Source organism: Streptomyces sp. NPDC100445 (assembly GCF_044759735.1).
Taxonomy (GTDB): domain Bacteria; phylum Actinomycetota; class Actinomycetes; order Streptomycetales; family Streptomycetaceae; genus Streptomyces.
The window spans coordinates 324,773-336,164 of sequence record NZ_JBIVZV010000012.1 but is presented as its reverse complement, the minus strand read 5'-3'; the positions used below and the strand labels follow the sequence as shown (position 1 = coordinate 336,164).

Annotated in this window: 11 protein-coding genes; 3 read left to right on the top strand and 8 right to left on the bottom strand. The window is 70.4% G+C overall.

The window, feature by feature from the left end; genetic code table 11:
- Positions 1–252 precede the first annotated feature (252 nt).
- The 3 genes from ACIQVT_RS27400 to thyX form a co-directional block, all read right to left on the bottom strand.
- On the bottom strand, positions 253–1,938 hold the full coding sequence (locus tag ACIQVT_RS27400; RefSeq protein ID WP_403759453.1) for a ribonuclease J: 1,686 nt from the start codon (positions 1,936–1,938) through the stop codon (positions 253–255).
- Positions 1,939–2,092: 154 nt separating this feature from the next.
- Positions 2,093–2,992 carry a 4-hydroxy-tetrahydrodipicolinate synthase gene (dapA, locus tag ACIQVT_RS27395; RefSeq protein WP_403759450.1) on the bottom strand — a complete coding sequence of 300 codons (900 nt, stop codon included), beginning with the start codon at positions 2,990–2,992 and terminating at the stop codon, positions 2,093–2,095.
- A gap of 210 nt (positions 2,993–3,202) precedes the next feature.
- Positions 3,203–3,928 carry an FAD-dependent thymidylate synthase gene (gene thyX, locus ACIQVT_RS27390; protein ID WP_403759447.1) on the bottom strand — a complete coding sequence of 242 codons (726 nt, stop codon included), beginning with the start codon at positions 3,926–3,928 and terminating at the stop codon, positions 3,203–3,205.
- A gap of 193 nt (positions 3,929–4,121) precedes the next feature.
- On the opposite strand from thyX, the gene ACIQVT_RS27385 reads away from it, so the two are divergent.
- The gene (locus ACIQVT_RS27385; RefSeq protein ID WP_403759444.1) at positions 4,122–4,373 is read left to right on the top strand and encodes a hypothetical protein; all 252 of its coding nucleotides are present in this window, start codon (positions 4,122–4,124) and stop codon (positions 4,371–4,373) included.
- A 90-nt stretch (positions 4,374–4,463) separates the two neighbouring features.
- On the top strand, positions 4,464–5,018 hold the full coding sequence (locus ACIQVT_RS27380) for a hypothetical protein (protein WP_403759441.1): 555 nt from the start codon (positions 4,464–4,466) through the stop codon (positions 5,016–5,018).
- Between the two features lie 28 nt (positions 5,019–5,046).
- Here the strand turns inward: ACIQVT_RS27380 and ACIQVT_RS27375 are convergent, their stop codons facing one another.
- The 5 genes from ACIQVT_RS27375 to rpsO all read right to left on the bottom strand — a co-directional run bounded on the left by ACIQVT_RS27375 (position 5,047) and on the right by rpsO (position 10,554).
- Positions 5,047–5,499 carry a hypothetical protein gene (locus ACIQVT_RS27375; RefSeq protein WP_403759438.1) on the bottom strand — a complete coding sequence of 151 codons (453 nt, stop codon included), beginning with the start codon at positions 5,497–5,499 and terminating at the stop codon, positions 5,047–5,049.
- 10 nt (positions 5,500–5,509) lie between these two features.
- Positions 5,510–6,262, bottom strand: coding sequence for a 4-hydroxy-tetrahydrodipicolinate reductase (gene dapB, locus ACIQVT_RS27370; protein ID WP_403759436.1), 753 nt, complete (start codon positions 6,260–6,262; stop codon positions 5,510–5,512).
- A gap of 50 nt (positions 6,263–6,312) precedes the next feature.
- Entirely contained in the window at positions 6,313–7,692 is a 1,380-nt protein-coding gene (locus ACIQVT_RS27365; RefSeq protein ID WP_403759433.1) for a M16 family metallopeptidase, read from the bottom strand.
- Positions 7,689–9,908 carry a polyribonucleotide nucleotidyltransferase gene (locus ACIQVT_RS27360; protein ID WP_361994200.1) on the bottom strand — a complete coding sequence of 740 codons (2,220 nt, stop codon included), beginning with the start codon at positions 9,906–9,908 and terminating at the stop codon, positions 7,689–7,691. The genes ACIQVT_RS27365 and ACIQVT_RS27360 overlap by 4 nt, the downstream gene beginning before the upstream one ends.
- 358 nt (positions 9,909–10,266) lie before the next feature.
- Positions 10,267–10,554 carry a 30S ribosomal protein S15 gene (gene rpsO / locus ACIQVT_RS27355; RefSeq protein WP_030041128.1) on the bottom strand — a complete coding sequence of 96 codons (288 nt, stop codon included), beginning with the start codon at positions 10,552–10,554 and terminating at the stop codon, positions 10,267–10,269.
- 274 nt (positions 10,555–10,828) lie between these two features.
- Here rpsO and ACIQVT_RS27350 point away from each other — a divergent pair, with 274 nt between their 5' ends.
- On the top strand, positions 10,829–11,122 hold the full coding sequence (locus tag ACIQVT_RS27350; protein WP_403759426.1) for a DUF397 domain-containing protein: 294 nt from the start codon (positions 10,829–10,831) through the stop codon (positions 11,120–11,122).
- The last annotated feature ends 270 nt before the right edge of the window (positions 11,123–11,392 follow it).

Below are 11,392 nucleotides of genomic sequence, written 5' to 3'. Positions count from 1 at the left end.
CTTGCGTTTCCGACTCTATCAGATCTTTCCGATCCGATTTCCTCGGTGCTTTCCAGGTTCCCGCTTCCGCGTTTCCCTTTCCGGCGGTTCCGACTTTATCAGAAGTTCTGAGCCGGATTTCCCATCCGCTCCGGGCGTCCGCTCCGGCACAGAAGTGCCGGGCTTCCCGCTCGGGCGGAGCCGTAAACGTACTGGAGCGGGGCGCCTCGATGCAAATCGAGGCGCCCCGCTCCGGGCGTACACCGGCGGAGGTCAGACCTCCACGACCACCGGCAGGATCATCGGCCTGCGGCGATACCGGTCCGAGACCCACTTGCCGAGGGTCCGGCGGATCAGCTGCTGGAGCTGGTGCGGCTCCACGACACCGTCCTGGGCGGACCGCTCCAGCACCTCCGTGACCTTGGGCAGGACCTCGACGAAGGCCGAGTCGTCGATGCCGGAACCACGGGCCTGTACGTGCGGGCCGCCGGTGATCTTGCCGGTGGAGGAGTCCACCACCACGAAGACCGAGATGATGCCCTCGTCACCGAGGATCTTGCGGTCCTTCAGGGCCGGCTCACCGACGTCACCGACCGAGAGACCGTCGACGTAGACGTAGCCCGCCTGGACCTTGCCGGCGATCCTGGCCTTGCCGCCGACGAGGTCGACCACCACGCCGTCCTCGGCGATCACGATGCGGTCGTGCGGCACACCGGTCAGCGCGCCCAGCTCGGCGTTGGCCCGCAGGTGGCGCCACTCGCCGTGCACCGGCATCAGGTTCTTCGGGCGGCAGATGTTGTAGAAGTACAGCAGCTCGCCCGCGGACGCGTGTCCGGAGACGTGCACCTTGGCGTTGCCCTTGTGGACGACGTTGGCGCCCCAGCGGGTCAGGCCGTTGATCACGCGGTAGACCGCGTTCTCGTTCCCGGGGATCAGCGAGGACGCCAGGATCACCGTGTCGCCGTCGACGATACGGATCTGGTGGTCGCGGTTGGCCATCCGGGACAGGGCCGCCATCGGCTCGCCCTGGGAGCCCGTGCAGACCAGGACCACCTGGTGGTCGGGCAGGTCGTCCAGCGTCCTGACGTCGACGACCAGGCCCGGCGGGACCTTGAGGTAGCCGAGGTCGCGGGCGATCCCCATGTTGCGGACCATGGAGCGCCCGACGAAGGCGACCCGGCGGCCGTACTCGTGGGCGGCGTCCAGGATCTGCTGGATGCGGTGGACGTGGCTGGCGAAGCTCGCCACGATGATCCGCTTGTTGGCGTTGGCGAAGACCGTGCGCAGGACGTTGGAGATGTCGCGCTCCGGCGGGACGAAGCCCGGGACCTCGGCGTTGGTGGAGTCGGCGAGGAGCAGGTCGATGCCCTCCTCGCTGAGCCGCGCGAACGCGTGCAGGTCGGTGAGGCGGTTGTCCAGCGGGAGCTGGTCCATCTTGAAGTCGCCGGTGTGGACGACCATGCCGGCGGGGGTGCGGATGGCGACCGCGAGGGCGTCCGGGATGGAGTGGTTGACGGCGACGAACTCGCAGTCGAAGGGGCCGATGCGCTCGCGGTTCCCCTCCGCCACCTCCAGGGTGTACGGCCGGATCCGGTGCTCCTGGAGCTTGGCCTCGATCAGCGCGAGGGTCAGCTTGGAGCCGATCAGCGGGATGTCCGGCTTCTCGCGGAGCAGGAAGGGGACGCCGCCGATGTGGTCCTCGTGGCCGTGGGTGAGGACGATGCCCTCGATGTCGTCGAGGCGGTCCCGGATGGACGAGAAGTCCGGCAGGATCAGGTCGATCCCGGGCTGCTCCTCCTCGGGGAAGAGCACTCCGCAGTCGACGATCAGCAGACGGCCGTCGTACTCGAAGACCGTCATGTTGCGGCCGATCTCGCCGAGGCCGCCGAGCGGGGTGACCCGCAGGCCGCCCTGGGGCAGCGGCGGGGGCGAGCCGAGTTCAGGATGCGGATGACTCAAAGGACTCTCCTCACCACACGCGCCACGTACCGGTACGGCACGTGGCGCGCATGACGTTCGTGCGGAAGCAGTTGTCGTTGTGCGACGTGGGCACCGGTGGCCCGCGCCGTTTCTGTTGTTCTTCAGTTGTGAAGCCCGTGTGCCAAGTCTGTTGTCAGAGCTGTACCCCGCCGGCCGCAAGATCGCTCTTGAGCTGGGCGATCTCCTCGGGCGTGCACTCGACCATGGGCAGCCGCAGCGGCCCGGCGGGCAGGCCCTGGAGGGCGAGCGCGGCCTTGGTGGTCATGACGCCCTGCGTGCGGAACATGCCGGTGTAGACCGGGAGCAGCTTCTGGTGGATCTCGGTGGCCTTGACGACGTCGCCGGAGACGTAGGCGTCCACGAGGGCGCGCAGGTCGGGGGTGACGAGGTGGCCGACGACCGAGACGAAGCCGACCGCGCCCACGGAGAGCAGCGGGAGGTTGAGCATGTCGTCGCCGGAGTACCAGGCGAGGCGCGAGCGGGCGATGGCCCAGCCGGCGCGGCCGAGGTCGCCCTTGGCGTCCTTGTTGGCGACGATCCGGGGGTGCTCGGCGAGCCGGACGAGGGTCTCCGTGCTGATCGGGACACCGCTGCGGCCGGGGATGTCGTAGAGCATGACCGGCAGGCCGGTCGCGTCGGCGACGGTGGTGAAGTGCCGGTACAGGCCCTCCTGAGGGGGCTTGTTGTAGTACGGCGTGACGACGAGCAGGCCGTGTGCGCCGTCGCGCTCGGCCTGCCGGGCCAGCTCGACGCTGTGCCGGGTGTCGTTGGTGCCGACGCCGGCGATGACGTGGGCGCGGTCGCCGACCGCCTCGACCACGGCTCGTACCAGGTCCGATTTCTCCGCGTCACCGGTGGTGGGGGACTCGCCGGTGGTGCCGTTGACGACCAGGCCGTCGTTGCCTGCGTCCACCAAGTGGACGGCGAGCCGCTGCGCGCCGTCGAGGTCGAGTGCGCCGTCCGCCGTGAAGGGCGTGACCATGGCGGTGAGGACCCGCCCGAAGGGGGTCTGCGGAGTCGAGGTCGGAGCCATGGGTGACACGCTACTCGGTGCTCGACGGAGGCTGTGCCCGCGGGTGTGGGGAAAGTCAGGACAAAGAGGGAGCCCGGCACTGCCTGCTCGGGGGTTCAAGCAGTGCCGGGTCCGTTTGATCAGGCTAGATGAACTTCTACAAATGCCGCAATACGGACACTTCGCGAGGCTGACCCGTACATCCGTTCCGGACGGACGAACAGGGCTTCGTCACGGGGCCACACGCCCGTTCGCATTGAAGGCGGCGTACGTGAGCGGCATGAGCCCCGCCCAGGCCGCCTCCATCTTCTCGCCCACCATCTCGATCTCCCGCTGCGGGAAGGACGGCACCTTGGCCAGCTCGTGCTGGGTGCGCAGACCGAGGAAGTGCATCAGCGAGCGGGCGTTGCAGGTGGCGTACATCGAGGAGTAGAGGCCGACGGGGAGGGCCGCCCTGGCCACCTCGCGCGCGACACCCTCGGCTAGGAGCTTCTGGTAGGCCGCGTACGCCTGCTCGTACGACTCCCGCAGGGTGCTGCTCACGGTCTCGTGCTGGCCCGGGGTGCCCTCGACGAAGACGTACTTGCCCGGGCGGCCCTGCTGGACCAGCTTGCGGGAGCTGTCGGGGACGTAGAAGACGGGCTCCAGCTCCCGGTAGCGGCCGGACTCCTCGTTGTACGACCAGCCGACGCGGTGCCGCATGAACTCGCGGAACACGAAGATCGGGGCGCTGATGAAGAACGTCATCGAGTTGTGCTCGAACGGGCTGCCGTGCCGGTCGCGCAACAGGTAGTTGATCAGACCCTTGGAGCGCTCGGGGTCCTTCTTCAGCTCGTCCAGGGACTGCTCGCCGGCGGTGGAGACGCGGGCGGCGAAGAGGACATCGGCGTCCGACGCGCTGGACTTCACCAGCTCGACGGTGACGTCACTGCGGAACGTGAGCGACTCGGTGGTCACGGGGGTTGGGGTCCTTCCCTCACTGCTGTGGTTCGCCGCCCACCTTACGGGGCACCCGCCGGACCCGGAGCGGCACCTCGCCCCGAAGACACCACGACGACTTTTTCCGACATGGGCACCTTTTGTGTCACTCGGTCGTCTGTACCGGTGAGAACCTCACGTTCGATCCGAACCCGTAAGGAGAGCCACCGCGATGTTCCGTCGGCGCGAGCCCGTGCCCTTCGCCTTCCTGGCCGAGGCGGACAGGTTCCGCAGCAATGTCACTCCCCCGCCCCGGCGGCGCGATTCCTTCGGCGAGCTGGCCGGGCGCTGGCTGCTGGGGGCGACCCTGGTCGCCGGGCTGATCGGCGCCCTGGTCGTCGGGATGCCGGCGCTGTCCACGCCGTCCGGCGCGCCGGGCCAGCAGTCCCAGGCGTCACACGGGCAGGCGGCCGGGGGCCGCTGACCCTTCCGGACGCCCACGGCTGGTGAGCGGTGATCCGGACGGATAGCCTCACCGGGCACAGCCCACGCGAGGACCGAGTGAGGACCAGCCGTGCCCCTGCCCTTCCTGACGGCCGACCGCACCTTCGAGACGGCGTCCGAGAGCGCGCTGCCGTACGACGACCCGGACCGCTGGCGACGCCCCTACCGCCCGGGTCCCTGGCGGGTGGGCGTCGCCGCGCTGTGCCTGCTGCTGGCCTCGTTCGTGCTGTTCGCGGCCGTCCTGATCGCGCCGGCCGGCTCGCTGTCCTCCGCCGGCGCGGTCCTCGCCGGCGGGCTGGCGCTCGTCGCCGGCGCGCTGCGGCTGCTGCGCATGGGGGTGTGGGTGAGCCGGCGCGGGGTGCGCCGGGTCGGCCCGGTGCTGACGCGGACCGTGCCGTGGGCGCGGGTGGCCTCGCTGCGGACGGTGCAGCAGCCGGTGCGCTGGCTGGGGCTGCCCCGCACGGTGCAAGGACAGGCGCTGGTCCTCCTGCGCGAGGACCGGCGTGCCGAGGAGGCGGCACCGCTGCTCACCACGCACGGGCTGGACTTCCTCGGCCGGCCTGCGGCCTTCGACCGGGCGGCGGACACGGTGGAGGCCTGGGCCGCGGAGAACCGGCGCGGCTGACCGGCGGACCGGCGTCGGCGGGCCGCCCTCAGGTCCGGGCGGGTTCGCCGTCGTGCAGGGCGATGGCGCGCTGCATCGCCTTCCTGGCCCGCGGGGTGTCGTGGGCGTCGTGGTAGGCGACGGCCAGGCGGAACCAGCAGCGCCAGTCGTCGGGTGAGTCCTCCGTCTCGGCCTTGCGCCGGGCGAAGACCTCGTCGGCCGAGTCACGGTCGATCCGGCCGCTGGGCGTGCGCTTCAGCTCGTCGACCGGGAGGCCGCCCTCGGCGTCGAGTTCGGCGGCGAGCCGGTTGGCCCGGCGGACGAACTGGGTGTTCTTCCACAGGAACCACAGGCCGATGACCGGCAGGATCAGCACGGCCACGCCGAACGTGACGGTCACGAGCGTGCCGGACTGGATGAGCATGACGCCGCGGCTGCCGACCAGGACGAAGTAGAAGACGAGGACGGCGGCCGTGACGAGGTAGGTGATCTTCGCGCGCATGACGGGTGGCTCAGCTCAGGTCCAGGAAGTGTTCCAGGCCGAACGTGAGGCCCGGAGTGGTCACCACGCGGCGCGCGCCGAGCAGGATGCCCGGCATGAAGCTGCTGTGGTGCAGGGAGTCGTGCCGGAGGGTCAGGGTCTCGCCCTCGGCGCCGAGCAGCACCTCCTGGTGGGCCAGGAGGCCGCGGAGCCGGACGGCGTGCACCGGGACGCCGTCGACGTCCGCGCCCCGGGCGCCGTCGAGGGCCGTGACGGTGGCGTCCGGCGCCGGGGCCGTGCCGGCGGCGCGGCGGGCCTCGGCGATGAGCTGGGCCGTGCGGGTGGCCGTACCGCTCGGGGCGTCGACCTTGTTCGGGTGGTGCAGTTCGACCACCTCGACGGACTCGAAGTACGGCGCGGCGAGCTGCGCGAACTTCATGGTGAGCACGGCGCCGATGGAGAAGTTCGGCGCGATGAGCACACCGGTCTCCGGGGACCGGCTGAGCTGGTCCCGGAGCCGGGCGAGGCGGTCCTCGGTCCAGCCGGTGGTCCCGACGACCGCGTGGATGCCGTGGCGCACGCAGAAGTCGAGGTTGTCCATGACCGAGGCGGGGGTGGTCAGCTCGACAGCGACCTGGGCGCCGGCCTCGGTCAGCGTGCCGAGGTCGTCGCCCCGGCCGAGGGCGGCGACCAGTTCCATGTCCTCGGCGGCCTCCACCGCCCTGACCGCCTCGGATCCGATCCGGCCCCGGGCACCGAGGACCGCCACGCGCAGCTTGCTCATCTTCGCTTCCTTACCGACTTACCGACGTATCGATTCCGAGGAGGGACGGGTCAGGCGACAGCATCGTGCAGGCGCGCGGCCTGCTTGTCCTTCAGCGGGCCGATGACCGACAGCGACGGCCGCTGCCCCAGGATGTCGCGGGCCACCGAGCGGACCTCGTCCGGGGTGACCGCGGCGATCCGCGCGAGCATGTCGTCGACGGACAGCTGCTCGCCCCAGCACAGCTCGCTCTTGCCGATGCGGTTCATCAGCGCGCCGGTGTCCTCGAGGCCGAGGACGGTGGAGCCACGCAGCTGGCCGACGGCGCGGGCGATCTCGTCGTCGGACAGGCCGTTGTCCGCGACGTGGTCGAGTTCGTCCCGGCAGATCCGCAGCACGTCGTGGACCTGCGAGGGACGGCAGCCGGCGTAGACGCCGAACAGGCCGCAGTCGGCGAATCCGGAGGTGTAGGAGTACACGCTGTAGGCGAGGCCGCGCTTCTCCCGGACCTCCTGGAACAGCCGGGACGACATGCCGCCGCCGAGGGCGGTGTTCAGCACGCCCATCGCCCAGCGGCGGTCGTCGGTGCGGGCGAGGCCCGGCATGCCGAGGACGACGTGCGCCTGCTCGGTCCTGCGGTTGAGCAGCTCGACCTTGCCGTGGGTGCGGATCGCGCGGCGGCCGTCGCGGGGGGCGATGGGCCGTGCGTCCGTGTTCCCGAGGGCGCCCGCCTTCTCGAAGGCCGCGCGGACCTGCCGTACGACCTTGTTGTGGTCGATGTTGCCGGCGCAGGCGACCACGAGGTGGGTCGGGTCGTAGTGCTTGCGGTAGAAGCGGCGGATGCGGTCGGCGGTGAGGGCGTTGACCGTGTCGACGGTGCCGAGGACCGGACGGCCGAGGGCGTTGTTGCCGAACATGGTCTGCGCGAACAGGTCGTGCACGCAGTCGCCCGGGTCGTCCTCGGTCATCGCGATCTCTTCGAGGATCGCGCCGCGCTCGACGTCGACGTCCTCCTCGCGGATCAGGGATCCGGTCAGCATGTCGCAGACGACGTCGATGGCGAGCGGCAGGTCGGAGTCGAGCACCCGCGCGTAGTAGCAGGTGTACTCCTTCGCCGTGAACGCGTTCATCTCGCCGCCGACGGCGTCGACCGCGGAGGAGATGTCGAGGGCGCTGCGCCGGGAGGTGCCCTTGAAGAGCAGGTGCTCCAGGTAGTGCGTGGCGCCGTTCAGGGCCGGGGTCTCGTCGCGGGAGCCGACGTGCGCCCAGATGCCGAAGGTGGCGGAGCGGACCGAGGGCAGGGTCTCGGTGACGACGCGCAGGCCGCCGGGGAGGGTGGTCCTGCGGACCGTGCCGGCGCCGGCCTCGCCCTTGACGAGTGTTTGGGTACGGGCGACGGCCCGCGCCTCCGAAGAGGTGCGGGCCGTCGCCTTGGAGCTACGGGACGTCACTGGTCGGCGTCGTCCTTCGCGGTCTCGTCGGCTTCCTCGCCCTCGATCACGGGGATCAGGGAGAGCTTGCCGCGGGAGTCGATCTCGGCGATCTCGACCTGGACCTTCTGGCCCACCCCGAGGACGTCCTCGACGTTCTCCACGCGCTTGCCGCCGGCGAGCTTGCGGATCTGCGAGATGTGCAGCAGACCGTCCTTGCCCGGGAGCAGCGACACGAACGCGCCGAAGGTCGTGGTCTTGACGACCGTACCCAGGTAGCGCTCGCCGACCTCCGGCATGGTCGGGTTGGCGATGCCGTTGATCGTGGCGCGGGCGGCCTCGGCCTGCGAGCCGACCTGGGCACCGATGTAGATGGTGCCGTCGTCCTCGATCGTGATCTCGGCGCCGGTGTCCTCCTGGATCTGGTTGATCATCTTGCCCTTGGGGCCGATGACCTCACCGATCTTGTCGACCGGGATCTTGACGGTGATGATCCGCGGGGCGTTCGGGGACATCTCGTCGGGCCGGTCGATGGCCTCCATCATCACGTCGAGGATGTGGAGACGGGCGTCGCGGGCCTGCTTGAGGGCCGCGGCCAGGACGGAGGCCGGGATGCCGTCCAGCTTGGTGTCGAGCTGGAGGGCCGTCACGAACTCCTTGGTGCCGGCGACCTTGAAGTCCATGTCGCCGAAGGCGTCCTCCGCACCGAGGATGTCGGTGAGGGCGACGTAGTGCGTCTCGCCGTTGATCTCCTGGGAGATCAGACCCATGGCGATACCGGCGACCGGGGCCTTCAGGGGCACACCGGCGTTCAGCAGCGACATGGTGGAGGCGCAGACCGAGCCCATGGACGTCGAACCGTTGGAGCCGAGGGCCTCGGACACCTGGCGGATCGCGTAGGGGAACTCCTCACGCGTCGGCAGCACCGGCACGATGGCGCGCTCGGCGAGGGCGCCGTGGCCGATCTCGCGGCGCTTCGGGGAGCCGACGCGGCCGGTCTCGCCGACGGAGTACGGCGGGAAGTTGTAGTTGTGCATGTAGCGCTTGCGGGTCACCGGGGAGAGGGTGTCCAGCTGCTGCTCCATGCGGAGCATGTTGAGGGTGGTGACGCCCAGGATCTGGGTCTCGCCACGCTCGAACAGCGCGGAGCCGTGCACCCGCGGGATGGCCTCGACCTCGGCGGCCAGCGTGCGGATGTCGGTGACACCGCGGCCGTCGATGCGCTTCTTCTCCTTGATCACGCGCTCGCGGACCAGCTGCTTGGTGAGCGAGCGGTACGCGGCGGAGATCTCCTTCTCGCGGCCCTCGAACTCCGGCAGGAGCTTCTCGGCGGCGAGCGCCTTGACGCGGTCCAGCTCGGCCTCGCGGTCCTGCTTGCCGGCGATGGTGAGCGCCTGGGCCAGCTCGGGGCGGACGGCCGCGGTCAGGGCCTCGAAGACGTCGTCCTGGTAGTCCAGGAAGACCGGGAACTCACCGGTCGGCTTGGCGGCCTTCGCGGCGAGGTCGGCCTGGGCACGGCAGAGGACCTTGATGAAGGGCTTCGCGGCGTCCAGACCGGAGGCGACGACCTCCTCGGTCGGCGCCTCGGCGCCGCCCTCGACCAGCTTGATGGTCTTGTCGGTGGCCTCGGCCTCGACCATCATGATCGCGACGTCGCCGTCCTCCAGGACGCGGCCGGCGACGACCATGTCGAAGACGGCGTCCTCCAGCTCGGTGTGGGTCGGGAACGCGACCCACTGACCGCGGATCAGCGCGACGCGGACGCCGCCGATCGGGCCGGAGAAGGGCAGGCCGGCCAGCTGCGTGGACGCGGACGCGGCGTTGATCGCCACGACGTCGTACAGGTGGTCGGGGTTGAGCGCCATGATGGTGGCGACGACCTGGATCTCGTTGCGCAGGCCCTTCTTGAAGGACGGGCGCAGCGGGCGGTCGATCAGGCGGCAGGTGAGGATCGCGTCCTCGGAGGGCCGGCCCTCACGGCGGAAGAAGCTGCCGGGGATCTTGCCGGCGGCGTACATCCGCTCCTCGACGTCCACCGTCAGGGGGAAGAAGTCGAGCTGGTCCTTGGGGTTCTTGGAGGCGGTGGTGGCCGACAGCACCATGGTGTCGTCGTCCAGGTACGCCACGGCGGAGCCGGCGGCCTGCTTGGCCAGGCGGCCCGTCTCGAAGCGGATGGTGCGGGTGCCGAAGGAGCCGTTGTCGATGACGGCCTCGGCGTAGTGGGTCTCGTTCTCCACCAGTGGTTTCTCCGTTACTTGTCGTCTTTCGTCCCTCGGCTGCCCGTGTGGCAGGGGGACGGTGGCGGAGAAGCGCGCCGTCTGGTGCGGGCCGGTCTTCGATCGAAGCACCCGGGGCTCGCTTCCCCCCGGGGGCCACTACCGAGGACCGGCGGCGGCGCGGTGCGCCTCTCCTCGTTCTGTGCCGTACGTACTACGTACCGCGTTACTGCTGCGTCGTGCTACCACACTACAAAGCGTGGGTGACACTCCGCACGTTTCCGCATGTGCGGCGAAGTATGCCGGGTGGGGTGCGGTTCCCCACGAACGGCAAAGGGAGCGATCCCCGGGTTCCGGGAACCGCCCCCTTCATGGCGACTTACTTGGCGCCGGCCGCACCGCGGCGGATGCCCAGGCGGTCGACCAGCGCACGGAAGCGCTGGATGTCCTTCTTCGCCAGGTACTGCAGCAGGCGACGGCGCTGACCGACCAGGATCAGCAGACCACGGCGGGAGTGGTGGTCGTGCTTGTGGGTCTTGAGGTGCTCGGTCAGGTCCGAGATCCGACGCGAGAGCATGGCGACCTGGACCTCGGGGGAGCCGGTGTCGCCCTCCTTGGTACCGAACTCGCTGATGATCTGCTTCTTCGTAGCGGCGTCGAGCGACACGCGTACTCCTCGTAGTCTGTGAATGGCCACCGAGTGCCCCCGGTCTTGATCTCGGGGGAGCTTCCGTTACTCGGGAGGCGGGGATCCGCTGGGCGCGGCCTCCAGGGCGCAGTCTCCTGCGGGCTCCGGGGGTGCGTACACGAACGGCCGTCACTCAGGGTACCAGCCCGTGGCGGGCGCCCTCCCCCCGGTCGGCTCACCCCCTGGGCGCGGGGTCCGGGCCACTAGGGTGAGCGCCCGGACCGTACGTACCTCGGGAAGGGGTCGCTGCACGATGGCGGAAACCGAAGCGGAGATCAAGGCGCGCAAGGAACGGGAGCGGGACGAGCTGTACGGGCTCGACATCTCCGGTGCCGAGTGGCACTGCGCGCCGGGCACGGAGGAGCACGAGGAGCGGGTGGAGATCGCCTACCTGCCCGACGGCGCGGTGGCGATGCGCTCCTCGCTCGACCCGGACACCGTGCTGCGCTACACCGAGGCGGAGTGGCGGGCGTTCGTGCTGGGCGCGCGGGACGGCGAGTTCGACCTGAAGCCCACGGCCCACAACGGGGGGCTGGACGCGCAGTGAGCGGCTCGGCCGCGCGGTGACATGACCGGGGGCGGGGCCGGGCGGCCGGGCCCGGCTCCTGGGGGGGGCGGGGTCGTCGCCGCGAGGCTGATGGGGCCGCGACAGGGGCCGGCAAGGCAGCGGTGCTGCGGCAGGTACCGGTCGTCCGGGCCGGTCGTGTGTCGCGGCCACCCGTCAGAAGCTGGCCATCGACCGGGCCTCCGCTCCCCGTGAGCCGGGGCCCGCAGCGTCGGTGCGGCGCGACGGTGGCTCCGGTTGGGCCGGGCGACT

Excerpts from the sequence above, each read along its gene's own strand:
- ACIQVT_RS27375 (WP_403759438.1), bottom strand. The coding sequence starts at position 5,499 with ATGCGCGCGAAGATCACCTACCTCGTCACGGCCGCCGTCCTCGTCTTC.
- ACIQVT_RS27385 (WP_403759444.1), top strand. The coding sequence starts at position 4,122 with ATGTTCCGTCGGCGCGAGCCCGTGCCCTTCGCCTTCCTGGCCGAGGCG.
- dapB (WP_403759436.1), bottom strand. The coding sequence starts at position 6,262 with ATGAGCAAGCTGCGCGTGGCGGTCCTCGGTGCCCGGGGCCGGATCGGA.
- dapA (WP_403759450.1), bottom strand. The coding sequence starts at position 2,992 with ATGGCTCCGACCTCGACTCCGCAGACCCCCTTCGGGCGGGTCCTCACC.
- ACIQVT_RS27350 (WP_403759426.1), top strand. The coding sequence starts at position 10,829 with ATGGCGGAAACCGAAGCGGAGATCAAGGCGCGCAAGGAACGGGAGCGG.